This is a genomic window from Streptomyces sp. SID486 (assembly GCF_009865385.1).
In the GTDB taxonomy this organism is placed as follows: Bacteria; Actinomycetota; Actinomycetes; order Streptomycetales; family Streptomycetaceae; genus Streptomyces.
Map to the genome: position 1 here is coordinate 1 of NZ_WWJT01000002.1, position 26,298 is coordinate 26,298.

21 protein-coding genes and 1 pseudogene are annotated in these 26,298 nt (G+C 74.0%); 16 read left to right on the forward strand and 6 right to left on the reverse strand.

Translation table 11 applies throughout. The features are described 5' to 3' along the window. The 8 genes and pseudogenes from GT045_RS00120 to GT045_RS00155 form a co-directional block, all read left to right on the forward strand. A pseudogene (locus tag GT045_RS00120) lies at positions 1-185 on the forward strand (hypothetical protein); the annotation flags it as partial. A 204-nt stretch (positions 186-389) separates the two neighbouring features. Beyond that, positions 390-1,232 carry a nitrilase-related carbon-nitrogen hydrolase gene (locus GT045_RS00125; RefSeq protein ID WP_161332899.1) on the forward strand — a complete coding sequence of 281 codons (843 nt, stop codon included), beginning with the start codon at positions 390-392 and terminating at the stop codon, positions 1,230-1,232. Between the two features lie 29 nt (positions 1,233-1,261). Next, positions 1,262-2,521, forward strand: a complete 1,260-nt coding sequence (locus GT045_RS00130; RefSeq protein ID WP_202526715.1) for an aspartate aminotransferase family protein — start codon at positions 1,262-1,264, stop codon at positions 2,519-2,521. 52 nt (positions 2,522-2,573) lie between these two features. Then, positions 2,574-4,151, forward strand: a complete 1,578-nt coding sequence (locus tag GT045_RS00135; protein ID WP_161332901.1) for a PucR family transcriptional regulator — start codon at positions 2,574-2,576, stop codon at positions 4,149-4,151. Positions 4,152-4,306: 155 nt separating this feature from the next. Then, positions 4,307-5,149: a nitrilase-related carbon-nitrogen hydrolase gene (locus GT045_RS00140; RefSeq protein ID WP_161297987.1), complete on the forward strand. Its 843-nt coding sequence runs from the start codon at positions 4,307-4,309 to the stop codon at positions 5,147-5,149. A gap of 91 nt (positions 5,150-5,240) precedes the next feature. After that, positions 5,241-6,644, forward strand: coding sequence for a dihydropyrimidinase (gene hydA / locus GT045_RS00145; protein WP_161332902.1), 1,404 nt, complete (start codon positions 5,241-5,243; stop codon positions 6,642-6,644). Between the two features lie 11 nt (positions 6,645-6,655). Then, on the forward strand, positions 6,656-7,675 hold the full coding sequence (locus tag GT045_RS00150; RefSeq protein WP_161297985.1) for a TIGR03842 family LLM class F420-dependent oxidoreductase: 1,020 nt from the start codon (positions 6,656-6,658) through the stop codon (positions 7,673-7,675). A 115-nt stretch (positions 7,676-7,790) separates the two neighbouring features. After that, a complete protein-coding gene (locus GT045_RS00155; protein WP_161297984.1) occupies positions 7,791-9,317 on the forward strand; it encodes an NCS1 family nucleobase:cation symporter-1 in 1,527 nt (508 codons plus the stop codon). A 40-nt stretch (positions 9,318-9,357) separates the two neighbouring features. Here GT045_RS00155 and GT045_RS00160 read toward each other — a convergent pair whose 3' ends face one another. The 3 genes from GT045_RS00160 to GT045_RS00170 all read right to left on the reverse strand — a co-directional run bounded on the left by GT045_RS00160 (position 9,358) and on the right by GT045_RS00170 (position 11,851). Further along, positions 9,358-10,026: a hypothetical protein gene (locus GT045_RS00160; protein ID WP_161297983.1), complete on the reverse strand. Its 669-nt coding sequence runs from the start codon at positions 10,024-10,026 to the stop codon at positions 9,358-9,360. 149 nt (positions 10,027-10,175) lie between these two features. Beyond that, complete coding sequence (locus GT045_RS00165) at positions 10,176-10,712, reverse strand: hypothetical protein (protein ID WP_161332903.1); 537 nt, start codon at positions 10,710-10,712, stop codon at positions 10,176-10,178. A 74-nt stretch (positions 10,713-10,786) separates the two neighbouring features. Continuing rightward, the gene (locus GT045_RS00170) at positions 10,787-11,851 is read right to left on the reverse strand and encodes a biotin/lipoate A/B protein ligase family protein (RefSeq protein WP_161297991.1); all 1,065 of its coding nucleotides are present in this window, start codon (positions 11,849-11,851) and stop codon (positions 10,787-10,789) included. A 255-nt stretch (positions 11,852-12,106) separates the two neighbouring features. Between GT045_RS00170 and GT045_RS00175 the strand changes: the two genes are divergently transcribed. The 5 genes from GT045_RS00175 (at position 12,107) to GT045_RS00195 (ending at position 17,756) form a co-directional block, all read left to right on the forward strand. Further along, entirely contained in the window at positions 12,107-13,972 is a 1,866-nt protein-coding gene (locus tag GT045_RS00175) for a gamma-glutamyltransferase (protein ID WP_161332904.1), read from the forward strand. Positions 13,973-14,156: 184 nt separating this feature from the next. Beyond that, positions 14,157-15,002 (forward strand): inositol monophosphatase family protein, encoded by an 846-nt coding sequence (locus GT045_RS00180; RefSeq protein WP_161297980.1) that lies wholly within the window; start codon positions 14,157-14,159, stop codon positions 15,000-15,002. 97 nt (positions 15,003-15,099) lie between these two features. Further along, positions 15,100-16,509 (forward strand): NAD(P)/FAD-dependent oxidoreductase, encoded by a 1,410-nt coding sequence (locus GT045_RS00185; RefSeq protein ID WP_161297979.1) that lies wholly within the window; start codon positions 15,100-15,102, stop codon positions 16,507-16,509. Positions 16,510-16,534: 25 nt separating this feature from the next. Beyond that, positions 16,535-17,044: an O-acetyl-ADP-ribose deacetylase gene (locus tag GT045_RS00190; RefSeq protein ID WP_161332905.1), complete on the forward strand. Its 510-nt coding sequence runs from the start codon at positions 16,535-16,537 to the stop codon at positions 17,042-17,044. A gap of 259 nt (positions 17,045-17,303) precedes the next feature. Then, the gene (locus tag GT045_RS00195) at positions 17,304-17,756 is read left to right on the forward strand and encodes a hypothetical protein (protein WP_161297977.1); all 453 of its coding nucleotides are present in this window, start codon (positions 17,304-17,306) and stop codon (positions 17,754-17,756) included. Between the two features lie 14 nt (positions 17,757-17,770). Here GT045_RS00195 and GT045_RS39305 read toward each other — a convergent pair whose 3' ends face one another. Next, positions 17,771-19,825, reverse strand: a complete 2,055-nt coding sequence (locus tag GT045_RS39305; RefSeq protein WP_237538224.1) for an aminotransferase class I/II-fold pyridoxal phosphate-dependent enzyme — start codon at positions 19,823-19,825, stop codon at positions 17,771-17,773. A gap of 168 nt (positions 19,826-19,993) precedes the next feature. After that, complete coding sequence (locus GT045_RS00210; RefSeq protein ID WP_345942506.1) at positions 19,994-20,701, reverse strand: phenylalanine--tRNA ligase beta subunit-related protein; 708 nt, start codon at positions 20,699-20,701, stop codon at positions 19,994-19,996. Positions 20,702-21,331: 630 nt separating this feature from the next. On the opposite strand from GT045_RS00210, the gene GT045_RS00215 reads away from it, so the two are divergent. From GT045_RS00215 to GT045_RS00225, 3 genes are all read left to right on the forward strand, one after another. Next, positions 21,332-22,153 (forward strand): methylenetetrahydrofolate reductase, encoded by an 822-nt coding sequence (locus GT045_RS00215; protein ID WP_237538226.1) that lies wholly within the window; start codon positions 21,332-21,334, stop codon positions 22,151-22,153. A gap of 82 nt (positions 22,154-22,235) precedes the next feature. Beyond that, positions 22,236-23,756, forward strand: coding sequence for an AlkA N-terminal domain-containing protein (locus tag GT045_RS00220; RefSeq protein WP_161286876.1), 1,521 nt, complete (start codon positions 22,236-22,238; stop codon positions 23,754-23,756). A gap of 17 nt (positions 23,757-23,773) precedes the next feature. After that, positions 23,774-24,265 carry a methylated-DNA--[protein]-cysteine S-methyltransferase gene (locus tag GT045_RS00225; RefSeq protein WP_161286877.1) on the forward strand — a complete coding sequence of 164 codons (492 nt, stop codon included), beginning with the start codon at positions 23,774-23,776 and terminating at the stop codon, positions 24,263-24,265. Between the two features lie 107 nt (positions 24,266-24,372). On the opposite strand, the gene GT045_RS00230 is transcribed toward GT045_RS00225, so the two are convergent. Then, a complete protein-coding gene (locus GT045_RS00230) occupies positions 24,373-25,959 on the reverse strand; it encodes an MFS transporter (protein WP_161332907.1) in 1,587 nt (528 codons plus the stop codon). Positions 25,960-26,298 lie beyond the last annotated feature (339 nt).

Below are 26,298 nucleotides of genomic sequence, written 5' to 3' on the forward strand. Positions count from 1 at the left end.
ACCGGCAGGCGCTGGCACTGCTCGACGCCTGCGTGCGCGCCCGCGCCCCCGAGGAGGCCGCCCGCTGCGCCGCCCCGGACCCCCGGCGCCTCGTCCCGCTGCTGCTGCAGGCCGCCCGCGGCGTCTCCGACGAGCGGCACTGGGACCTCGTGCACGCCCTGCGCGTCGCCGGACACGCACCGTGACCGGCGACGGGAGCCGCCGTCCCGGTGTGTCCCGGTCCGCACCCCTGCCCCCGGATCCGCTCACCCACAGGAGTGTGAAACGTGATCGACTCCGCGGCTTGACGACGATGGTCTTGGCAAGGGCCTCGCGGAGGCTTACGTTCGAGCCTCTACGCCCTGCTCTACGGGCGTAGAGGCTCTGAGGCCGCGTCGAAGGAGCAGCTCATGGCCCACGTCGTCCGCGCCGCTCTGGTCCAGGCCACCTGGACCGGCGACACCGAGTCCATGGTGGCGAAACACGAGGAGCACGCCCGGGAGGCGGCCCGCCGGGGCGCGAAGATCATCGGGTTCCAGGAAGTCTTCAACGCCCCCTACTTCTGCCAGGTCCAGGAGCCGGAACACTACCGCTGGGCCGAGCCGGTGCCCGACGGCCCGACCGTGCGCCGGATGAGCGAACTGGCCCGGGAGACCGGCATGGTGATCGTCGTCCCGGTGTTCGAGATCGAGCAGTCCGGCTTCTACTACAACACCGCCGCCGTGATCGACGCCGACGGCACCTACCTCGGCAAGTACCGCAAGCACCACATCCCACAGGTCAAGGGCTTCTGGGAGAAGTACTACTTCAAGCCCGGCAACCTCGGCTGGCCCGTCTTCGACACCGCCGTCGGCAAGGTCGGCGTCTACATCTGCTACGACCGGCACTTCCCCGAGGGATGGCGGCAACTCGGACTCAACGGAGCCCAGTTGGTCTACAACCCGTCCGCCACCCACCGGGGTCTGTCCGCCCACCTGTGGCAGCTGGAGCAGCCCGCCGCGGCCGTCGCCAACGAGTACTTCGTCGCCGCCATCAACCGGGTGGGACAGGAGGAGTACGGCGACAACGACTTCTACGGCACGTCGTACTTCGTCGACCCGCGCGGACGGTTCGTCGGTGACCCGGCCGGCGACAAGGACGAGGAACTCCTCGTCCGCGACCTGGACTTCGACCTCATCGAGGAAGTGCGGCAGCAGTGGGCCTTCTACCGCGACCGCCGCCCCGACGCCTACGAAGGGCTGGTGCAGCCGTGAACGACCTCTACTCCCGCCACCGCCGGGTCATGCCCGACTGGCTCGCCCTGTACTACGACGACCCGATGGAGATCACCCACGGCGAGGGACGGCACGTCTGGGACTCCACCGGCCGCAGGTACCTGGACTTCTTCGGCGGCATCCTGACCACGATGACCGCGCACGCGCTGCCCGACGTGACCAAGGCGGTCAGCGAGCAGGCCGGCCGGATCCTGCACTCCTCCACCCTCTACCTCAACCGGCCGATGGTCGAACTCGCCGAGCGCATCGCCCAGGTGAGCGGCATCCCGGACGCCCGGGTGTTCTTCACGACCTCCGGCACCGAGGCCAACGACACCGCCCTGCTGCTCGCCACCAGCCACCGGCACAGCAACACCGTCCTGGCCATGCGCAACAGCTACCACGGCCGCTCCTTCAGCGCCGTCGGCATCACCGGCAACCGCGGCTGGTCCCCGACCTCGCTGTCCCCGCTGCAGACGCTGTACGTCCACGGCGGCGTACGCACCCGGGGACCGTTCGCCCACCTCGACGACCGCGCGTTCATCGACGCCTGCGTCGCCGACCTGAAGGACGTCCTCGGCCACACCCGCCCGCCGGCCGCGCTCATCGCCGAACCCGTCCAGGGCGTCGGCGGGTTCACCTCGCCGCCCGACGGGCTGTACGCGGCCTTCCGCGAGGTGCTGCACGCCCACGGGATCCTGTGGATCGCCGACGAGGTGCAGACCGGCTGGGGCCGCACCGGCGACCACTTCTGGGGCTGGCAGGCGCACGCCCGCAGCGGCCCGCCGGACATCGTCACCTTCGCCAAGGGCATCGGCAACGGCATGTCCATCGGCGGCGTCATCGCCCGCGCCGAGATCATGAACTGCCTGGACGCCAACAGCATCTCGACCTTCGGCGGCACCCAGATCACCATGGCCGCCGGCCTCGCCAACCTCTCCTACCTCCTCGAACACGACCTCCAGGGCAACGCCCGGCGGGTCGGCGGGCTGCTCATCGAGCGGCTGCGCGCGGTCGGCGCCCAGCTGCCCGGGGTGCGGGAGGTGCGCGGACGGGGGCTGATGATCGGTGTCGAGCTGGTCAGGCCCGGCACGCAGGACGCCGACCCGCAGGCCGCCGCCGCGGTGCTGGAGGCGGCCCGGGAGGGCGGCCTGCTCATCGGCAAGGGCGGCGGGCACGACACCAGCGTCCTGCGGATCGCCCCGCCGCTGTCGCTGACCGTGGCCGAGGCCGAGGAGGGCGCGGCGATCCTCGAACGCGCGCTGCGCGGCACCTACGAGAGCGGCTGAGCCGGGCCGCACGCCGAACGGGGAGCAGGCACGAGAGAACAGGTGCACGGCCATGACCACCACCTCGCAGTCCCGGGACACCGGCCCCCAGCCGCCCGGACCGGTCCTGTCCGTGCGCCAGGTGCTGACCCTGGATCGGGTCCTCGCCGGGGAGCCCGAGGTGGTGGCCGGCCGGGACCGGCTCGACCGGCCGGTGCGCTGGGTGCACGTCGCCGAGGCCGCCGACGTCGGCGTGATGCTCAGCGGCGGGGAGATGATCCTCACCACCGGTGTGCTGCTCGCCGGGGACGAGGCCCGGCAGGCCGAGTACATCCGGTCCTTGCACCGGGCGGAGGCGGCGGCCGTCGTCCTCGGCCTCGGGCGGGCCTTCCCCGCCCCGCCCGAGGTGATGCGCCGGGCCGCCGAGCGCTGCGGGCTGCCCATGGTCGTACTGCACCGGCCGTCCCCGTTCGCCGAGCTGACCGAGGAGGTGCAGTCCCGCCTGGTCCGGCGGAAGTTCGCCGCGATCAGCATGTCGGAGAGCGTAAGGACCGCCCTCACCGGACTGATCACGGCCGGCGCCCCGCTGCGGCGGCTGCTCGACGAGGTCGCGCGGCACAGCGGCTGCCCGGTCGTCGTCACCAACCTCGCCCACCGCGTCCTCGGCACGGCGGGGGAGCGGTCCGCGGTGGACGACGTACTGCGCGACTGGGACCGGATCGCCCGGCAGGCGGGCGGCACCGCGGGCGACGGCTGGATCCGCGCCGAGCTGGGCGGCCGCGGGGAGCGCTGGGGCCGGCTGCTGCTGTGCGGCTACCGGGGCGAGCCGGCCACCGGACGGCTGCTCGCCGACCGGGCCGCCGAGGCCCTGGTGCTGCACCGGATGCTCGGCGGTACCTGCGCGCACAGCTGGGAGGAGCAGTCCGCGCAGAGCCTGCTGACCGACCTCGTCTCCGGGGTCGTCCCCGCCCGGCAGCTGCTGCCCCGGGCACGGGCGGCCGGACTGCCGGTGAACCGGCGGACCTTCGTGCCGCTCGCCGTCCGCGACAGCGAACCGGGGCGGCTCGGCCGGACGCTGCGCCTGCTCGGACTGCCCGGCCTCGTCGCCGAACTCACCGACGACACCCACGCCGTGCTGCTCAGCCTCGCCCGTGACCAGGACGCCGAGGCGCTCACCGCCCACTTCGCGGCCCGGCTGCGGGCAGCGGAGCCGGCCGTGGTCGCCGCCGCCGCTGCCCGCACCGCCTGGGAGGACGTGCCCGACGGGCTGCGCGAGGCCCGGCACGTCGCCGACGCCGTCGCCGGCTCCCGCACCGCCCTGGAACCGCCGGCCGTCGTACGCCTGCGGGACGTCCGACTGCGGGGCCTGGTAAGGCTGTTGCGCGACGACCCGCAGGTGCAGTCCTTCGCCGAGCGCGAGCTGGACGGGCTGCTGAGCGAGCCCGATCCGGAACTGCTCGACGTCCTGCGGACCTATCTGGCGACCGGCCGCAACAAGTCCCGTACCGCCCTCCTCCACCACGTCTCCCGGCCGGCCCTGTACCGCCGCCTGGAGGCCATACAGACCCGCCTCGGTGTCGACCTGGACGACTTCGAACAGGCGGCCTCCGTCCACATCGCACTCCTCGCGCACGACGCGCAACAGGGGTGAGCCATGCGAACACCGGCGACAACGGGGGTGAGACATGGGCCCGCGCACACGTGACACGGTGGCACGCCGGCCGCGGGCGGACGTGACACGCTGCCCGTCGAACCCGCTCTCCGTACTTCCTAGGCTCACCGGACACCGAGCTACCGGAGGTCCCGATGAGCCGAGTGATCCGTGCCGCCCTCTTCCAGACGGCCTGGACCGGCGACAAGGAATCCATGATCCAGGTCCACGAGCAGGCCGTACGCGACGCGGCCGCCCAGGGCGCTCAAGTCCTGTGCTTCCAGGAGCTGTTCTACGGTCCCTACTTCTGCCAGGTCCAGGACGAGGCGTTCTACGAGTACGCCGAGCGCATCCCCGAGGGCCCGACCGTCCAGCGCTTCCGGACGCTCGCCCGCGAGCTGGGCATCGTCCTGGTCCTGCCCATGTACGAGGAGGAGCAGCCGGGCGTCCTCTACAACACCGCGGCGGTGATCGACGCGGACGGCTCCTACCTCGGCAAGTACCGCAAGACCCACATCCCCCAGGTGCGGGGGTTCTGGGAGAAGTTCTACTTCCGTCCGGGCAACAGCGGCTGGCCCGTCTTCGACACCGCCGCCGGCCGGATCGGCGTCTACATCTGCTACGACCGCCACTTCCCCGAAGGCTGGCGGGCACTGGGCCTCGCCGGTGCCGAGATCGTGTTCAACCCCTCGGCCACCTCACGCGGCCTGTCCCGCTACCTGTGGCAGCTGGAGCAGCCGGCGGCGGCCGTCGCCAACGAGTACTTCGTCGGCGCCATCAACCGGGTCGGCGTGGAGGACCTGGGCGACAACGACTTCTACGGCACCACCTACTTCGTGGACCCCGAAGCCCGGTTCGTCGGCGAGGTGGCGAGCGACAAGGAGAGCGAACTCGTCGTCCGCGACCTCGACCTGGCGAAGCTCCGCGAGGTCCGCGACCGCTGGCAGTTCTACCGCGACCGCGCACCCGGGGCGTACACGCCGCTGACCGCGCCCTGACGGACCGCGGGGCCGCGGCCGGTGTGCGGCCGCCGCCGCGGGCGCGACCGGCCACCACGCACGCGCACGTGACCAACCAGGGAGAGGAACCATGACCGGCCGTACCGTAATCCGCGGTGGTCTCGTCATCACCGCAGCGGACGAGATCCACGCCGACGTCCTGATCGAGGACGGCCGCATCGCCGCCCTCGCCGCCTCCGGAACCCCCGCCGCCGGGGCGTTCACCGCCGACCGGACCGTCGACGCCACCGGGAAGTACGTCATCCCGGGCGGTGTCGACGGCCACACGCACATGGAGATGCCGTTCGGCGGCACCACCGCCGCCGACACCTTCGAGACCGGCACCCGCGCCGCGGCCTGGGGCGGTACGACCACCATCGTCGACTTCGCCATCCAGACCGTCGGCCACACCCTGCGCGAGGGCCTGGACGCCTGGCACGCCAAGGCCGAGGGCAACTGCGCGATCGACTACGGCTTCCACATGATCGTCTCCGACGTGAACCCCGGGACGCTCAAGGAGATGGACCACCTGGTCGAGGAAGGCGTGACGAGCTTCAAGCAGTTCATGGCCTACCCGGGGGTCTTCTACTCCGACGACGGGCAGATCCTGCGCGCCATGCAGCGTGCCGCCGACAACGGCGGACTGATCATGATGCACGCCGAGAACGGCATCGCCATCGACGTCCTGGTCGAACAGGCCCTGGCCCGCGGGGAGACCGACCCGCGCCACCACGGCGAGGTCCGCAAGGCCCTGCTGGAGGCCGAGGCCACGCACCGCGCCATCCGGCTGGCCCAGGTCGCCGGAGCCCCGCTGTACGTCGTGCACGTCTCGGCCGCGGAAGCGCTGGCGGAGCTGGCGCGCGCCCGCGACGAGGGACTCGACGTCTTCGGCGAGACCTGCCCGCAGTACCTGTTCCTCTCCACCGACAACCTCGCCGAACCGGACTTCGAGGGCGCCAAGTACGTCTGCTCCACGCCGCTGAGGCCGCGGGAACACCAGGCCCGGCTCTGGCAGGGCCTGCGCACCAACGACCTCCAGGTCGTCTCCACCGACCACTGCCCCTTCTGCTTCACCGGCCAGAAGGAACTGGGCCGCGGCGACTTCTCCAAGATCCCCAACGGCCTGCCGGGCGTGGAGAACCGCATGGACCTGCTCCACCAGGCGGTCGTCGAGGGGCGCATCACCCGCCGCCGCTGGATCGAGATCGCCTGCGCCACCCCGGCCCGGATGTTCGGCCTGTACCCGAAGAAGGGCACGATCGCCCCGGGTGCCGACGCGGACGTCGTCGTCTACGACCCGCACGCCGAGCAGGTGATGTCCGCCGAGACCCACCACATGAACGTCGACTACTCGGCCTACGAGGGCAAACGCGTCACCGGACGCGTCGAGACGGTCCTCTCGCGCGGCGAACTCGTCATCGACCGGCGCGAGTACACCGGACACGCCGGGCACGGCGTCTTCACCCCACGCTCCACCTGCCAGTACCTGAACTAGGAGTGGTGCCCATGGACTTCGGACTCGTCCTGCAGACCGACCCGCCCGCCTCCCGAGTCGTCAGCCTGATGAAACGGGCCGAGCGGGCCGGCTTCCGCTACGGCTGGACCTTCGACTCCGCCGTGCTCTGGCAGGAGCCGTTCGTGATCTACAGCCAGATCCTCGAACACACCGAGAAGCTGACGGTCGGCCCGATGGTCACCAACCCGGGCACCCGCACCTGGGAGGTCACCGCCTCCACCTTCGCCACCCTCAACGACATGTTCGGCAACCGCACCGTCTGCGGCATCGGCCGCGGCGACTCCGCGATGCGCGTCGCCGGGCGCAAACCCAACACCCTCGCCCGGATCAGCGAGGCCATGAAGGTGATCCGGGCCCTCGGCCGCGGCGACGAGGCCGACCTCGGCGGCACGAAACTCCGCTTCCCGTGGGTCCGGCAGGGCGCCGAACTCCCCGTCTGGATGGCCGCGTACGGACCCAGGGCGCTGAAGATGACCGGCGAGGAGGCCGACGGCTTCATCCTGCAGCTCGCCGACCTGTACCTGACCGAGTACATGGTGAAGGCCGTCAAGGACGCGGCGGTGGCGGCCGGCCGTGACCCCTCCGAGGTGACCGTCTGCGTCGCCGCCCCGGCCTACGTCACCGAGGACGACTCGCCCGAAGCCCTCGCCCACGCCCGTGACGAGTGCCGCTGGTTCGGCGGCATGGTCGGCAACCACGTCGCCGACCTGGTCGCCAGGTACGGCGAACACTCCGACCGGGTTCCCGCGGAACTCACCGACTACATCAAGTCCCGGCAGGGCTACGACTACGCCCACCACGGACGCAGCGGCAACCCGGACACGCAGTTCGTGCCCGACGAGATCGTGGACCGGTTCTGCGTCATCGGCACCGCCCGCCGGCACGTCGAGAAGCTGGAGGCCCTCCGCGCCCTGGGCGTCGACCAGTTCGCGGTCTACGACATGCACGACGCCCAGGAGGCCACCATCGACGCCTACGGCACACAGGTGATCCCCGCCCTCAACACCTGACCCGGCCCCCGTCCACCACCCCACGCCCCCTTGGTCACCCCTCCCCGCCGTCCCGGGGAGGGGGCTGGTGCCCGCACGGCCTCCGCCGACCCGCCTCTCCCCGATTGGCCAGCCCATGACCGACACCGCTCCCACGGCCATACCGCCCTCCGGACAGGTCACCCTCCCCGACGGGCGCGTGGAACTCGCCCCCGGCACACCGCCGCCCAGCGGCCCCTACGCCAACGAGGACCTGCTCCCGGTCCCCGCGACGGGGCGCACGTGGACGACGTACAACTTCTCCGCCCTCTGGGTCGGCATGGCCCACAACACCGCGTCCTGGACCCTCGCCTCCGGCCTGATCGCCGTCGGGATGGACTGGAGACAGGCGGTGTTCACCATCGCCCTCGCCAACCTGATCGTGCTGGTCCCGATGCTGCTGACCGGACACGCCGGCCCCAAGTACGGCATCCCCTTCCCGGTCTTCGCCCGCGCCGCCTTCGGCGTCCGCGGCGCCAACCTCCCCGCCGTCGTGCGGGCGCTGGTCGCCTGCGGCTGGTTCGGCATCCAGACCTGGATCGGCGGTGAGGCGATCTACTTCCTCGCCGGCAAGCTGATCGGCGACAGCTGGTCGGACGCCGCGCGACTCGGCGGCCACGCCTGGACCATGTGGCTGTCCTTCGCGGTCTTCTGGGCCGTCCAGGTCGCGATCATCCACCGGGGGATGGAGACCGTCCGCCGCTTCGAGAACTGGGCCGCGCCCTTCGTCCTCGTCGGCGCCTTCGTCATGCTGTGGTGGATGAGCAGCAAGGCCGGCGGCGTCGGCCCGCTCTTCGACCAGCCCTCCGAACTGGGCTGGGGCGGGGACTTCTGGAAGCTGTTCTGGCCCTCGCTGATGGGCATGATCGGCTTCTGGTCCACCCTGAGCCTGAACATCCCGGACTTCACCCGGTACGGCCGCAGCCAGAAGGCGCAGACGTGGGGCCAGGCTCTCGGCCTGCCCACCACGATGACCCTGTTCGCGTTCCTGTCGGTGCTGGTCACCTCCGGCTCGCAGGCGGTGTACGGCGAGCCGGTCTGGGATCCGGTGCAGCTGGCGGCGAAGACGGACAACGTGATCGGCCTGCTCTACGCCCTCGTCACGGTCCTGGTGGCCACCCTCTCCGTGAACATCGCGGCCAACCTGGTCTCGCCCGCCTTCGACTTCTCCAACGTCGCCCCCAGGAAGGTGAGTTTCCGCACCGGAGCGCTCATCACCGCGGTCCTCGCCGTCCTCATCTTCCCGTGGAAGCTGTACTCCGACCCGCAGGGCTACATCTTCACCTGGCTCGGCCTGGTCGGCGGTCTGCTCGGCACGGTCGCCGGCATCCTCGTCGCCGACTACTGGCTGCTGCGCCGCACGCACCTGGACCTCGCCGACCTCTACCGCGCGGGCGGGCGTTACTGGTACGCCGGCGGCTGGAACTGGCGGGCGGTCGTCGCCTTCCTGGCGGGCGGCTTCCTCGCGATCGGCGGGGCGAGCCTCGAGCCGCTGACCGACGGACGGCCCGTGCCCGCGCTGTCCCCGCTCGCCGACTACGGCTGGGCGGTGGGGCTGGGCACCTCCTCGGTGCTCTACCTCGTGCTGACCCTGGTCGCGCGCCGGGGACGGCCGGCCGGCTGAGCCGGCCGGTGCCCGGGCCGCGCTGGGCGAAGGCCGGGACTCAGCCCCGGCCTTCGCCCAGCGCGGCCACCGCCGACTTCGCCGCCTTGATGGCCCCCTTGTTGATCTCGTCGGTGCCGGGTGCCTGCTTCGACTCGAAGTCACTGCCGCTGTACGTGACGACGACGATGGCGTTGGCGACGCGGGCCAGCACCACGCCCTCGCGGGTCTGCTGCTTGTCCTCCGTGGTGAGGTTCACGACGGAGTAGGCGCCGTCGCCGAGCCCCGGGACGGCCCCGCCGCCGCCGCGCTCCGCCACCCGCTGCTCGTACTCCTTCCTCGCCTCCTGCTCCGACGGACTGATCTCGAACGACACGTCGAGCCAGCGGTAGTCGTAGCCGTGGAGCGCGTTCCAGGAACAGGTGCGGCGCAGCCGGGTGTCCGTCGACGGGATCTCCTTGCCGGCCGTCTTCGCCCCCGGCACCAGGGACTCGACGGTGTCGCCCGGCACACCGGAACAGGGGGCGGGCGCCGTGGCGTACGCGTTCGCCGCCGCGGTGGAGGACGGGGCCGCGGAGGAGGACCCCGCGGGTGAACTCTGGGCCGTCCGGTGCCCGGCGGCGGCCGGCGGGGCCGCCGGACCGGACGTCAGCGCCCAGCCGGCGCAGGCGAGTACCACGACCGGTGACAGACGCGCGGTGAGCGCGAGCGGCAGAGGAAAGGAACGCACGGCGCACTTCTCGTGGGGGAGGTGGTGCGGAGGGGTCCGCAGTGTGGACAGGGCGACAGTGTCACACGACTGCCTGTGGGGCGGAAGCGGAATCTCGCTGCGTATCCGGCCGGTCACCGCCCCGCGCGCGTGACGTACGGCTTGGCCCGTTATGCGCCCGTGGAGTGCTCCTCCGTCCAGCGGCGGGCGCCGACCTCGCTCGGGTACTCACGGACGGTGAGCCAGGCGGCCAGCCAGCCGGCGGTGTACGCGGCGAACGCCGGTACCACGGGAGCGGCGAGCAGCACGAGCCCGCGGCCCCAGGCGATCCGGCCCGGCACGCGCCCGGCGTGGTCCCGGCGGGCCCGCCGGGACCGGTCGGGAGAGGGGGGACTCAGCAGTGCCGCGCGGTGGCCCCGGCGCTGGGTCACCCAGCCCCACCCCGCTGTCACGACGGACGCGGCCGCCTGGACGCCGTCCCACACGACACGCACGGTGGGCGGCAGCAGGTCGCGGAACCCCGAGTACAGGCCCAGGGCGAACAGGCCGGACAGCGTCATGGCGGACAGCACGAAGACCGTCGTACGGGTGCGGCGCAGCCAGTAGGCCGGGCCGCGCCGGTACCACGTCCGCCCCAGCCTCGGCAGCGCCGGGACGGGAACGGAGGCCCCGCGGGCGGGCGCCTCGGCAGACACTCGTGACGCCATGCCACACATCCCCGGCCAGTCGCCCTCCGCCGTCGACGGACTCCGCGGCGACGTGGGCCCGGCCCGCCGCCCGCTCACGGCACCCGCGCCGTCCAGGCGGGCGAGCCGAACTTGGTCCGCGCCAGTTCCCGTGCCCGGGCCAGTTCCCCGGCGGTGAGCTCGCCCCGCGCCAGGCCGTAGCGCGCCCGGAAGGAGCCGATCATCCGGTCGATGACGGCCTCGCGGGCCAGCCCCGTCTGCCGCCGCAGCGGATCGACCCGCTTCTTCGCACTGGTCGTCCCCTTGCCGGACAGCTTCTCCCGCCCGATCCGCAGCACCTCGACCATCTTGTCGGCGTCGATGTCGTACGACATGGTCACGTGATGCAGCACGGCACCGGGGCCCCCGCCGGGGCCGACGATCCGCTTCTGGGCCGCGCCCGCGATCTTGCCCTGGTCCGTGGCGATGTCGTTCAGCGGCTGGTACCAGGCCCGGACGCCCATGTCGCCGAGGGCGCCCAGCACCCAGTCGTCGAGGTAGGCGTAGCTGTCCTGGAAGGACAGCCCCTGGACGAGGGACTCGGGCACCGACAGCGAGTACGTGATGGTGTTGCCGGGCTCCACGAACATCGCGCCGCCGCCGGAGATCCGCCGCACCACCTCGACACCGTGCCGGGCGGCGCCCTCGGGGTCCACCTCGTTGCGCAGCGACTGGAAGCTGCCGATGACCACCGCCGGGGCGCCCCACTCCCACACCCGCAGCGTCGGCGGGCGCCGGCCCGCTGCCACCTCGGCGGTGAGCACCTCGTCCAGCGCCATGTGCAGGGCCGGCGGCTGCGGGGCCTCGTGGATCAGCTGCCAGTCGTAGTCGGTCCAGTCGGTGGCGCGGGCGAGCGCGCGCCGCACCGCGACACCGACGCCCTCCGCGGTCAGGCCGTACATCACCGTCCCCGCCGGAAGCGCCGCGTCGATCCGTGCGGCCAGCCCCGCCGTGTCGGTGTCCGCGGGGGCGCCCTCCAGCGCGGCGTTCACCGCGTCCAGCGCCTCGTCCGGCTCCAGGAAGAAGTCGCCCGCCACCCGCACGTGCCGCAGCACGCCGTCCTCGGCCTCCACGTCCACCACGACCAGCTTGCCGCCGGGCACCTTGTACTCACCATGCACCGCCATGGCCTCCGTTCACTTGCGCACCTGATCAACGCGGGGCGGGAGCGGCGTGTTCCCCGGCGCCTCCCGGCTGCCGTCCCGCACGGGACCGAACGACGCCCCGGGCGCGGAACCGTACGGGCCTGACCCGCCGCGGGGCCGCCCGGTAGCCTGTCGGCTGACCGGACGAACCGAACGGCCTGGCCAGGGCGTACGTGACCGCGGACGCGGACCGCTCGCCGGACGCGGGGCCCGTGGACAGCGAGGTGACAGATGCGCTTCACCACCCGGCCCACCCTCCAGGGGACCTTCGGCATGGTGTCGTCCACCCACTGGCTGGCCTCCCAGTCGGCGATGGCGGTCCTGGAGGAGGGCGGCAACGCCTTCGACGCGGCGGTGGCCGGGGCGTTCGTCCTGCACGTGGTCGAGCCGCACCTCAACGGGCCGGCCGGCGAGGTGCCGATCCTGCTCGCCCCGGCGGGCGGCACCGTGCGTGTGCTGTGCGGGCAGGGCGTGGCCCCGGCGGGCGCCACGGCCGCCCACTACCGGGATCTCGGGCTGGACCTCGTGCCCGGCACCGGACCGCTCGCCGCCGCCGTGCCCGGAGCCTTCGACGCCTGGCTGCTCCTCCTGCGCGACCACGGCACCAAGTCCCTGGACGACGTGCTGAAGTACGCCGTCGGATACGCCGAGCGCGGGCACCCGCCCGTGGAGAACGTCGGCGCGACCGTGGAGAGCGTACGGCGGCTGTTCGAGACGGAGTGGACCTCGTCGGCCGAGGTGTACCTGCCCGGCGGCGCGGCGCCCCGGCCCGGCACGCTGCTGCGCAACCCCGCGCTCGCCGCCACCTGGAAACGGCTGCTGGCCGAGACCGCCCACGCGGGCGGCCGGGAGGCACGCATCGACGCCGCGCGGCAGGTGTGGCGCTCCGGCTTCATCGCCGAGGCCCTGGTACGGCAGTCCCGGCGGCCGACCATGGACACCAGCGGCGAGCGGCACACCGGCACGCTCACCGAAGCCGACCTGGCAGGCTGGTCGGCGGCCTACGAGGCACCGGTGACGTACGACTGGAACGGCTGGACCGTGTGCAAGGCAGGCCCCTGGAGCCAGGGCCCCGCCCTGCTCCAGCAGCTCGCCCTGCTCCCGCCCGAACTGCCCGCGTACGGCTCCGCCGACTACGTCCACCTGCTGATCGAGGGCTGCAAGCTCGCCATGGCCGACCGCGAGGCCTGGTACGGGGACGCGGCCGAGGTGCCCCTGACGGACCTGCTGTCCGACGACTACAACGCCGTGCGGCGGGCGCTGGTCGGGGAGAAGGCGTCCTACGACCTGCGCCCCGGCAGCCCCGGCGGACGCGTGCCGCGGCTGCCCGCCCAGGCGTACGCGCCCGTGTCGGCCGGCGCGCGGCCCGGCTTCGACCCGATGGGCGCGGGCGAGCCCACCGTCGCACCGCTGCCCGGCGGGCCCGCCCTCGCGGACGTGACCGGAGAGGCGCAGGTGACCGGGGACGGCCCGGTGGCCGCCGACGGCACCACCCGCGGCGACACCTGTCACCTGGACGTCGTCGACCGCTGGGGCAACATGGTCGCGGCCACGCCCAGCGGCGGCTGGCTGCAGTCCAACCCCGTCGTGCCCGAACTCGGCTTCCCGCTCGGCACCCGCCTGCAGATGACCTGGCTGGAGGAGGGCCTGCCCGGCACCCTCACTCCCGGGCGGCGCCCCCGCACCACGCTCACCCCCTCCCTCGCGCTGCGTGACGGAGTGCCGGTCCTGGCGTTCGGCACGCCCGGCGGAGACCAGCAGGACCAGTGGCAGCTGCACTTCTTCCTCGCCGCCGCCCTGCGCGCCCCCGTCCGCGGCGGCCTCGACCTCCAGGGCGCCGTCGACGCCCCCAACTGGCACAACGACAGCTTCCCCAGCTCCTTCCACCCGCGCGGCCGGCGGCCGGGCAGCGTGACCGTGGAGTCCCGCACGGACCCGGCAGTGATCGCGGAACTGCGCCGGCGCGGCCACGACGTCACCGTCGGCCCCGCCTGGTCCGAGGGGCGGCTGTGCGCGGTGGCCAGAGACCCGGAGACGGGCATCCTGTCGGCGGCGGCGAACCCGCGCGGGATGCAGGGGTACGCGGTCGGCCGCTGACGGCGCGGACGCGCCGTCCCGCGACCGTGCGGCCGTACAGCGGTGCGGGGGCGGGCCGGCCGGGACGCCCGCGCGGTCCCCGCGACCGTGCGGCCGTGCGGGGACGCCCGCTCTTCGTCCGGATTCCACCTCGCGTACACCCGTGCGGCGGGGGCTGTCAGTGCGGCGTGCTCTCATAGGGGACATGTTCGAAGAGACGGAAACCATTGAGGAGTTTCTCGCCCGCTGCTCGGCCGACGTGGAGGAAGCGGTCCGCAAGGCCGCCGCGGCCGAGATCCTGCCCCGCTTCCGCCGCCTCGCCGCCGACGAGGTGGACCAGAAGAGCGGCCCGCACGACCTGGTCACGGACGCCGACCGCCTTGCCGAGCTGCGGCTCACCGAGGACCTCGGCGCCCTGCTGCCCGGATCGGTGGTGGTCGGCGAGGAAGCGGTGCACGCCAACCCCGCGGTGTACGAGGCACTCCAGGGCGACGCGCCCGTCTGGATCGTCGACCCGGTCGACGGCACCCGCCAGTTCGTGCACGGCGACGACGGCTTCTGCACCCTGGTGGCGCTCGCCCACCGCGGCGTCGTGATCGCCTCCTGGACCTACGCCGCGGCCCGCGACCAGTTCGCCCGCGCCGTCCGCGGCCAGGGCGCCTTCCTCGACGGCGAACGGCTGTTCGCCGGCCCGCCCGAGCCCGGCCGGGACCTCGTCGTCGCCACCTCCCACCCGGACTACACCACCGATGACCAGAAGCGCGCGCTGCGCGCCCTGTGGACCGACGGCCTGGCCCCGCGCCCGTGCGGCTCCGCCGGCCTGGAGTACCTCGCCGTGGCCCGGGGCGAACTGGACGCCGTCGCGTTCTCCTGGGAGGCCGCCTGGGACCACGCGGCCGGTCTGCTCCTCGTCGAGGAGGCGGGCGGCGCGCACCTCACCCCGGCCGGCGAACCGTTCCGCGTCACCGGCGGCAACGCCCTGCCGTTCACCGCGGCCCGGGACGCGGCCACCGCCCGCCGGGTGTCCGGACTGCTGCGCACCGCGTCCTGACCCCCAGGGGTCACCCGGGACGGGGGAGTGCCGGCCCTCCGGCATATCCTGATCCCCGATGGCCGTCGGCTGACGAAGGGGTCCGAAGGTGTCGTCGATGCTCGATGCGGTCGTGGTGGGTGCGGGACCGAACGGACTGACCGCTGCCGTGGAGCTGGCCCGCCGAGGCTTCTCCGTGGCCCTGTTCGAGGCGAAGCCGACGGTGGGCGGCGGCGCCCGCACCGAGGAGCTGACCCTCCCCGGCTTCCGGCACGACCCGTGCTCGGCCGCCCACCCCCTCGGCGTCAACTCCCCCGCGTTCCGCGCCCTGCCGCTCGACCGGTACGGCCTGGAATGGCTGCACGCCCCGCTGCCCATGGCCCACCCCTTCCCGGACGGCACCGCGGCGGTGCTGTCCCGCTCGGTGGCGGAGACCGCGGCCTCGTTCGGGCCACGGGACGCGGGGTCGTACCGCAGACTGGTCGAGCCGCTCCTCGCCCACTGGGACACCCTCGTCCGGGACTTCATGTCCCTGCCGCTGACGGCGCTGCCGCGCGACCCCGTCACCCTCGCCCGTTTCGGCCTGGCCGGGCTCCCGCCGTCCACATGGCTGATGCGCCGCTTCAAGGACGAGCGGGTCAAGACCCTCTTCGCCGGCCTGGTCGCGCATGTGATGGCCCCCCTCGACGGCCTGGCCACCGGCGCCATCGGGCTGGTCTTCGCCCTGTCCGCGCACGCCCGCGGCTGGCCGGTGCCCCGGGGCGGCTCCCAGGCCGTCTCCGACGCCCTCGCCGCGTACCTGACGGACCTCGGCGGCGAGGTGCACACCGACTACGAGGTCAAGCGGCTGGACGACCTGCCGCCCGCCCGCGCGTACGTCTTCGACACCTCGCCCACCGCGCTCGCCCGCATCGCCGGATTCGGCGACCACTACGCGAACTACCGCTACGGACCGAGCGTCTTCAAGATCGACTACGCGCTGGACGGCCCGGTGCCGTGGACCGCGCCCGAGGCCCGTCGCGCCGGCACCGTCCAGATCGGCGCGGACCACGCCGAGATCGGCACCGCCCTGCGCGCCGTCTCCCGCGAGGGCCGCGCCCCCGACAGGCCGTTCCTGATCACCGTGCAGCCCGGCCTCGCCGACCCCACCCGCGCCCCCGAGGGCAAACAGGTCTTCTGGGCCTACGGTCATGTACCGAACGGCTGGTCCGGGGACCTCACCGAGGCCATAGAACGCCAGCTGGAGCGCTTCGCCCCCGGCTTCCGCGACCGCGTGCTCGCCCGTGCCACCGCCGGCCCCGCCGAGATGGCCGCCCGCAACGCCAACTACGTGGGCGGCGACATCGCCTGCGGCGCCGCCTCCGGACTCCAGCTGCTGCTGCGCCCCAGACTGTCCCTGTTCCCGTACCACACCCCTCACCCCGCCGTCTTCATCTGCTCCTCGGCCACCCCGCCGGGTCCCGGCGTCCACGGCATGTCGGGACACAACGCGGCCAAGGCCGTCTGGCGCAGACTGCGGCAGACCTGACGACGGACCACCGACCGAGGCAGCCATGACGACCATCACCCTCGTCCAGGGCGACATCACCCGGCAGACCGCCGACGCCATCGTCAACGCGGCCAACTCCTCCCTCCTCGGCGGCGGCGGCGTGGACGGCGCGATCCACCGCCGCGGCGGCCCCGCCGTCCTGGAGGAGTGCCGGGCCCTGCGCGCCTCCCGGTACGGAAAGGGCCTCCCCACCGGCCAGGCCGTCGCCACCACGGCGGGCGACCTGAACGCCCGCTGGGTGATCCACACCGTGGGCCCGGTCTGGTCGGCGAGCGAGGACCGCTCGGAACTGCTGGCCTCGTGCTACCGCGAGTCGCTCCGCGTGGCCGACGAGCTGGGCGCCCGCACGGTCGCCTTCCCCGCCGTTTCCACCGGCGTCTACCGGTGGCCGATGCGGGACGCGGCCCGGATCGCCGTGGAGGCGGTCCGCGGCGCACGGACGGCCGTCGAAGAGGTGAGCTTCGTACTCTTCGACGACCGGGCCTACGAGGCGTTCGCCGCACAGCTCCCCTGAGCCGGACCGCGTCCGCGGCCGTCGGCCGGCGCCGGCGCGGAGGTCCGCCGCGAGGACCGCCCCACCACTCTCCGGGCCGCCGGACACCTCCATCCCCGGTGGTCCCGGGTTCCTTCCGTGCGGCCGGACGTCCCGGATGTCACCCGAACGGCCTAATCCGCAGTGCGCCCGGGCGGCGCCCGGCCGACGCTCGGAGTGGCGGTGCGCCCACGCGAGGACAGCGCGTACCGCACGAGCGGGGAGGCAGAAAGGAACGCCCATGAGCCAGGCAGCGCACCCCACCGAACCGACTCCGCCGGGCGGCGCGCGAACGCCCCGGCAGCCCACGGCCCGCGGCGGCGGATGGGTGACCGGCGGTGTCACGTTCGCCGGAGTCCTCATGGTGTGCAGCGGCATCCTCGCGCTCCTGCAGGGGATCGCCGCGGTCGCCGGGGACGACGTCTACTTCCGCATCGGCGCGTACATCTACAAGATGAACCTGACCGGCTGGGGCACCGTCCACATCGTCATCGGCGCCCTGGTCCTCCTGACCGGTGTCGGCCTGCTGATGGACATGGCGTGGGCCCGGTTCGCCGGTTTGTTCCTCGTCGCGCTGAGCCTCATCGCCCAGTTCCTGTTCCTGCCGTACGCGCCCGTCTGGTCGCTGGTCCTGATGGCGATCGACGTCTTCGTCATCTGGGCACTGGCGACCCGTCAGGAGACAGTGGGCTGACCCGGCGCGCCGGGTCAGCCCAGAGCGCGCAGACTCCTGCCGAGCAGTGCCACGCCGTCGGAGATGACACCCGGCGGCGTGGCCGCGTACCCGAGGACCAGGCCCGGCCGGCCGGGCGACTGCCGGTGCCAGGAGAGCGGCTGGCACTTCACGCCGTGCGCGAGCGCCGCCGCCGCGAAGGCGGTGTCGGGCACGTCGGAGGCGTACGTCACCGTCAGGTGCAGACCCGCCGCGGCACCGTGCACCCGCGCGCCCGGCAGGTGTTCGGCGAGGGCGGCGATCATCGCGTCCCGGCGCCTGCGGTGGCGCCCGCGCAACAGCCGCAGGTGCCGCTCCAGTTCACCGGACTCCATCAGCCGGGCGAGCACCAACTGCGGCAGCACCGCGTTGCCCAGGTCGTTGAAGCGTTTGGCGGCGACCAGCGCCGCGCGGTGCCGGGCCGGCGCCACCAGCCAGCCGATCCGCAGCGCCGGGGCGAGCAGTTTCGACACGCTGCCCAGGTAGCAGACCCGGTCGGCCAGGAGGGCGCGCAGCGCGGGGACCGGGGGCCGGTCGTAGCGGTGCTCGGCGTCGTAGTCGTCCTCCAGGATCAGCCCGCCGTCCCGCGCCCACTCCAGCAGCTCACGCCGGCGTTCACCGCTGGTCACCACACCGGTGGGGAACTGATGGGCGGGAGTCAGCAGGACGGCACGGGCACCGGTCGCCCGCAGCGCGCCGACCCGTACGCCCTCCTCGTCGACCGGCACCGGGGGAGTCGCCAGACCTCCGTTCGCCAGGTGCTGCCGGGCCCCGAGCGAGCCGGGATCCTCCACCGCGACCGCGTCGACGCCGTCCGCCCGCAGCACCGGGTGCAGCAGCGTCAGCGCCTGCGCGGTCCCGGCGACGATCAGCACCTCGTCCGGCGCCACCCGTACGCCCCGCACGCGCGCGAGCCAGTCGGCGACGGCCCGCCGCAGCCGGGGCGCGCCGCGCGGGTCGCCGTAACCGAGGTGCTCGGCGGACAGCTCCGCGAGTACGGCCCGTTCGGCACGCAGCCAGGCGGCTCGCGGAAAGGTGGTGAGGTCGGGGCGGCCGGGCGTGAAGTCCACGGCGGCCGGGGCGGCCCGCAGGGCGTCGAAGACCTCGGCACCGGGGTCGTCGGCGAACAGCCCGGCGGGCGGACGCGTAAGGCCCCCGGCGCCCCCGCCGACGCGCACGGCGGGCGCCGTCGCGACGGAGGCGGGGGCGGAGCCGGGGGTAGGGGTGGAGGCGGAAGCAGGGGTGGTGGCGGGACCTGGGGTTACGGAGGAGGCAGGGGTGGAGGCGGGACCTGGGGTTGGGGCGGGGGCAGGTGTGGTGGCGGAAGCAGGGGTGGAGGCGGGGCCGAGGCCAGGGCCGGGGATGAGGTGGCGGCCAGGGTCGAGGTCAGGGCGAGTGGCCGGGACGGGCGCGCAAGCCGTGGCGAGTGGGGTGGTGCCACCGGGCACACCGGAGCCCGCGCCAGTGGGCGCACCGGAGCGCGCGCCAGTCGCACCGGAGCCCGCGCCACCAGGCATACCGGAGCTCACGCCACCGGACACACCGGAGCTCACGCCACCGCGCACACCGGAGCGCGCGCCACCGCGCATACCGGAGCCCGCGCCACCGTCGGCCATCTCACCTGCACCGGCGTTCCCGACGGCACGGACGCCCGGCGAGTCGCTCGCGCGGGACGCGCCGTCGCCGGAAGCCGCGGACGCGCCGTCGCCGGAAGCCGCGGGCACGCCGGTGGCGAACGGCGCCGCGACCACCACGGTGCCACCGCGGCGGCGGCCCGCCACCTGTCCGTCCTCGGCGAGACGCCGGTACGCCTCGGTCACCACTCCCCGGGAGACACGCAGCTCCGCGGCGAGCACCCGGGTCGGCGGCAGCCTGCTGCCCACCACCAGCTGGCCGTCGGCGATCGCCTCCCGCAACCGGGCGGACAGCCACTCCGCCTTCCCCCCGGCGGGCACGTCACCGACCGCCAGCTGGAGGAAGTCCGAGCCACGTCCCGGCCCTTCGCCCCCGGGCGCCCCCGGCGCGTCCCGTCCCACAGCCACCGTCCCCATGCCGTCACGCACCCCCGTTCCGGCCGTCACCGTCGCCCCACCCCGTTCCGCGGGGACGAACAGCCGCTGACGAACGATCGCCGACGAACCGCCGTCGCACAACCCGACCGCCGAGGGACACGGCGGCGCGGCGGCCCTCACCGGCCTCGTCGGCCGGTCGCCCGCCCCTCACTCCGCGAAGACGAACTCCGGCGTCTCCCGCGTGAGCAGCGCCGTCGCCGTCGTGACCCCCCAGTGCGCCGCCACCTCCTCCTCGATCGTCTTCATCACCGCGGCCACGGTGTCCGCGCCGCTGTCGTGCATGGCCTCCGCCACCACCAGCACCCGGTCGGTCCGCGTGCCCACCGCCGAGTGGCCGCTCTGCCGGTGCGTCCAGCGGCGCGCGTGGGACCGGTTCGTGGAGTCGACGTAGGTCACCTCCCCGGGCGCGGGATGCTCGACGGCACCTCCGAACGCCGTGTACGTCTCGTCCCCGCGGGCCGGCCGGACCTCCAGCAGCGGCCCCGTGATCCGGTCGACGTCGAGCACCGCCACCGGGACGGCGTACGCCACCGAGACCGCGTTGCACAGGTCCACCAGCGGATGGATGGACGGTAGCCGCCCCTCCTTCCGCAGCCGGCGCAGCAGGGACTCCGAAGCCGACCGGTACTGCGTCGGTCTCACTCCCATCCGGCTGAAGGCGCGCCGCCAGGCCAGCACCTCGGGGAACTCGCCCTCGGTCGTGCCCGCGAGCCGCGCCAGGGCCCGCGAGGTGTGGCCGGCGGCGCGCTGCCGGGTGTCCACGGCGGTGCGGACGCCGGTCGCGTACAGCGCGCCGGCGGACAGTTCGGGATAGGCGGCCCGGACCGGGTCCGCATGCCGGAATCGCACGGTCACGCCACCACCACGCGCGGGCCGGCGCTAGACGAAACGCTCAACAGAACCTCCTCGGTGATCGGAAAGGCCAGCCTGCCCGGTCGTTGGCCCGTCGGCCAGGGCCAAACAAGGCCGTCGTGACCGGTCCATAAACCGCGCCCGTCCCACCACACGGGCCGCTCCCGCCCCGCCCGCCGACCGTGCCGCCCCTGCGCCCCCGTGAACGACAGCCCCTGTGAACCGGGCCCCCGTGCACGGCGAAACTTCCCGGTGAACCGGACACGCTCCTGCCGGTGAACCCCGAGACCCCCGGCGCACCGGGCGGGCGCCCCACCCGAACCGGTCCGGCGCCCCCTGGCCGCAGACCGCCGCGGGCCGCGTGGCATCATCGGGCGGGGCCGGGCCACCCCCCGGCCGCCCTCCCCAGGGGCCGTCCATGGGCAGGACCCCGCCCTGGACCACCCGCGGCCGGCACCCCGGCCAGACCCTGCCGGCACCCCGGCCGGAGTCACCCTCGGCCAGGACCACCGTCGTACGAGGAGCACGATGAACCCCGCTCTCACCGGGTCGCCGGAGGACACCGCCCCCCGCCCGCACGGCGCCGTGCGCCACGGGCGGGGCGCCCGGCTGCTGGACGACTTCTCCCTGGAGATGACCGGCAAGGACGTGGCCAGGCTGGAGGAGGCCGGGGACACCATCCCGCCCGGCACCCGGATCAACATCACCTTCCTGGCCGGTGAGGACACCACCACCCGGCTGACCGCCGCCCGCGCGGTCAAGCGGCTCGGTTTCGTCCCCGTGCCGCACATCTCCGCGCGCCGCCTGCCCTCCCGGCCGGCCCTGGAGGAGTTCCTCGGCGGTCTGGCGGCCGACGGCACCGCCGAGAACGTCTTCGTCGTCGGCGGCGACCCCGCACGCCCCGAGGGCCCCTACGAGGACGCCCTCTCCGTGCTGCGCACCGGGCTCCTGCACCGCCACGGCGTGCGGCACGTCGGCATCACCGGCTACCCGGACGGCCACCCCGGCATAGCCGACCACGCCCTGTGGACGGCGCTGGCCGACAAGGCGGCGGCGATCACAGCGGCCTCCTTCACCGGCGACGTGATCACGCAGTTCGGTTTCGACGTCGACCCGGTCCTCGCCTGGCTGGAGGACCTCCGCGCCCGCGGCGTGCACCTGCCCGTCCGCATCGGCGTCCCCGGACCGGCCGGAGTGCGCCGGCTGCTGGGTTACGCCACCCGGTTCGGTGTCGGCACCAGCGCCTCCGTCGCCCGCAAGTACGGGTTCTCGCTGACCAACCTCATGGGTACGACCGGCCCGGACCGCTTTCTCCACGCGCTGGCCGAGCGCTGCGACCCGGCCCGGCACGGCGTGGTGAAGGTGCACTTCTACACGTTCGGCGGGCTGCGCACCACCGCCGAGTGGATCACCGGGTTCCGGCAGCGGAACACCTCCGCCCCTCCCGCGGCCTGATTCGGCCGGGCCCCTGGCCAGGTCCACGTACACGTCGGATTCCCGCCAGCGGACAGGGCCGCCGGCGGCGGATGCTGGACGCATGCAGACAAGGCAGACAGGAGCGCGTCCCGACCGCGAGCACTGCGTGCGCGCCGTGCAGTCCAAGGACGCGCGGTTCGACGGATGGTTCTTCACGGCCGTGCTGACCACCCGGATCTACTGCCGGCCCAGCTGCCCGGTGGTGCCGCCCAAGCCGGAGAACATGACGTTCTACCCGAGCGCCGCCGCCTGCCAGCAGGCCGGGTTCCGGGCCTGCAAGCGCTGCCGCCCGGACACCAGCCCCGGCTCCCCGGAGTGGAACCGGCGCGCCGACCTGGTGGCGCGGGCCATGCGGCTGATCGCCGACGGGGTCGTGGACCGCGAGGGCGTGCCCGGACTCGCCACCCGGCTCGGCTACAGCACCCGGCAGGTGGAGCGGCAGCTCCTCGCCGAGCTGGGTGCCGGCCCCCTCGCGCTCGCCCGGGCCCAGCGCGCCCAGACCGCACGGCTGCTCATCGAGACCACCCCGCTGCCCATGGCGGAGATCGCGTTCGCGGCCGGCTTCTCCTCCATCCGCGCCTTCAACGACACCGTCCGCGAGGTCTTCGCACTGTCGCCGACCGAGCTGCGGGCCCGGGTGCCCGGCAGCGGCGCGGGCACGCCCGGTGCGCTGAACCTGCGGCTGCCGTTCCGCGCTCCGCTCAACCCGTCCAACCTCTTCGGCCACCTCGCCGCCACCGCCGTACCCGGCGTGGAGGAGTGGCTCCCCGACTGCCTGGACGGCGCGGCCGGCACCCCCACCGGCGCCTACCGGCGCACCCTGCGGCTGCCGTACGGCCACGGCGTCGTCGCCCTCGCCCCGCGCCCCGACCACATCGCCTGCCGGCTCACCCTCAGCGACCTGCGCGATCTGACCGTGGCCATCAGCCGCTGCCGTCGCCTGCTGGACCTGGACGCCGACCCCGTCGCCGTCGACGAGCGGCTGCGCGCCGATCCGCTGCTCGCCCCGCTCGTCGACGGGGGGCCGGGCCGCCGGGTGCCGGGCACCGTCGACGAGGCCGAGTTCGCCGTCCGGGCCGTACTGGGCCAGCAGGTGTCCACGGCCGCCGCCCGCACCCACGCGGCCCGCCTGGTCGCCGCGCACGGCAAACCCCTGGACGACCCCGAGGGCGGCCTCACCCACCTCTTCCCGTCCCCCGAGGCGCTGGCCGACGTCGACCCCGAGACCCTGGCCATGCCCCGTACCCGGCGCACCACCTTCTCCACCCTGGTCCGCCGCCTCGCCGACGGCGATCTGCGCCTGGGGGTGGACGCCGACTGGGCGGAGGCCCGCGCCCGGCTGCTCGCGCTGCCCGGCTTCGGGCCGTGGACGGTGGACGTCGTCGCCATGCGCGCCCTGGGCGACCCCGACGCCTTCCTCGCCACCGATCTCGGCGTCCGGCGCGCGGCCGGGGAGCTGGGGCTGCCGTCCACCCCGGCCGCGCTCACCGCCCGCGCGGAGAGCTGGCGGCCCTGGCGGGCCTACGCGGTGCAGTACCTGTGGGCGACCGACAGCCACCCGATCAACTTCCTGCCGGCCTGAGGAACGTGAGGAACCCGATGAACCGTCACACGACGACCGACAGTCCGTACGGCCCGCTGACCCTCGTCGCCGACGCCGACGGTGCCCTGTGCGGCCTGTACATGGCCGGCCAGCGGCACCGGCCCGGGGAGGAGGCGTTCGGCGACCGGGACGACACGCTGCCCGTGTTCACGGAGACCGCCGGACAGCTGGCGGCGTACTTCGCCGGCACGCTGAAGGCGTTCACCGTCGAACTCGCCCTGCACGGCACCCCGTTCCAGCGCAGCGTCTGGGAACAGCTCACCCGCATCCCCTACGGCGAGACCCGCACCTACGGCGAACTCGCCGGCGCCCTGGGCAGCCCCGGTTCCTCCCGTGCCGTCGGCCTGGCCAACGGCCGCAACCCGGTGGGCATCATCGTCCCCTGCCACCGCGTGGTCGGTTCCGACGGCAGCCTCACGGGTTACGGCGGCGGCCTGGACCGCAAACGCCGCCTGCTGGACTTCGAGGCGGGCACGGCCCTGTTCTGACCGGGCCCGGCCTCCCAGGGACGGCGACGGCCCCCTCCGCACGGCAGGGACGGCGACGGCCCCCTCCGCACGGCAGGGCGGTCCGTCCGGCTGCCGCGAAGGGCGGGTCACGCGGTCTCCTCCACCGGCTCCGGTGACGCCGCTGGAAGGGAAGGTTCCGCGGCCGTGGCCGGACAGCCGGCGGGCAGGCGGGGGAACAGGGCGGCTGCGGCGAGGGCGGCGACGGCCGCTGCGGTGAGGGCGGTGCAGGTCATGGCGTCGGTGAAGGCGGACCGTGCCGCGTCCTGGACGGAGGCTCGCGCCGCCTCGGGCAGGGCGGTCTGCCAGGCGGTGACGTCGAAGCCGCCGTGGCGTGCCGCTTCGACGAGGCGGGCGGGGGCGGAGGCGCGGGTGAGGGATCCGGTGAGACGTGCGGTGAAGACGGAGGTCAGGATGGACCCCTGTACGGCGACGCCGAGCGCGGAACCGACCTGGCGGGTGGCGTCGTTGACGGCCGAGCCGATACCCGCGCTCCGGCCGGGTACGGCTCCTTGGACGAGGTCGGTCGCGGCGGCGGCCACGAGACCCGCGCCGAGTCCGGTGACGAGCTCGAAGGTGACGCAGCGTGAGAAGGCCGAGTCGGGGCCGGTGCCGGCCAGGACGAGGAACCCGGCACAGACGACCGTCAGCCCGCCGACGACGGGTGTCCTGTGGCCGAAGCGCCTGGCCGTGGGACCGGCGGCGACCGCGCCGACGGCCAGCGCGGCGGGGAGCGGCAGGGTGCGCAGCCCCGCCTCGAAGGGGCTGTGGCCGAGGACGCCCTGCAGGTAGAGGGTCAGCACGAACAGGCCGCCGAACATCGCGAACGACATCAGCGCCAGGGCCGCCGCGCCGGAGGCGACTCCCGGCAGTCTGATCAGGCGCGGTGGCAGCAGGGGATGGGCGATGCGACGCTGCCTTGCGACGAAGGCGGCCAGCAGCGCCGTCGCGGCGGTGAACGCCGCCAGGGTAGGGACGCCGGTCCAGCCTCGGTGCGGACTCTCCGTGACAGCCCAGACCAGCGCGAAGAGGCTGCCGGCCGAGAGGGCGGCCCCGGTCGTGTCGAACGCCGGTGCCTGTGGGTCCCGGGACTCGGGAACCACCGCCAGGGCGAGGAGCAGGGCGCACGCGGCCGGCGGCAGGTTGATCCAGAAGCCGGCACGCCAGGAGAAGTGCTCGACCAGCCAGCCGCCGGTGACGGGGCCGGTGAGTCCCCCCAGTCCGGCGACCGCCGCCCAGGCGGAGATCGCCCGTCGGCGCAGGGCGGCTTCGGGGTAGAGGTGGTGCAGCACGGCGAGGGTGGACGGCATGAGGAGGGCGGCGCCGGCCCCCATGACGCAGCGTGCGGTGATCACCTGCCACGGGCCGGTGGCCAGGGCCCCGGCGGTGGAGGCGGCCGCGCACACGGCCAGGCCGCTCAGGAAGGACCGGCGCCGCCCCCATCGGTCACCGACCGCTCCCGCCGCCAGGACCGCGCTGCCCAGGACCAGGGCGTAGCTGTCGACGGCCCACTGGACCTGGGCGGTGCTGGGCGCGAGGTCCCGCTGGAGGTCCGGGACGGCGACGTTGAGCACGGTGAGGTCCAGGCCGAGGACGAACAGGCCGAGGCACACGGCGACCGCCGCCCAGATCCGCGGTGCGCGGGGGAGGCCGGCCTCCACGGCCGGGTGCGTCATGACGCCGGTGCGGCGGCAAGGCCGGCGACGCCGGGCACGGCGGTGGCCGCGGACTCGCCGGGAAGTGGCGTGGCCCGGTGCCCCGCCGCTCCGGTCCCGGCCGGGGGTGCGAGTGTCGGACCGGTGACGGCGACGTCGTCCCGCTTCATCGGCCGCTTCGACCGGAGCCCGCGGATTCCTCGGACCGGCCGGCGAGTGCACCGGGAGGCGTGTCGGTACGTGGTTCGTCACCGCCGTCGAGGGTGCGACCGGCGGTGCGATCGACGGGGGGACCGGTGTACCGGTCTTGCCTGACGCCTGTGATCTCCGGCAGGGCAAGCGGGTCCAGGCCGACCGCGG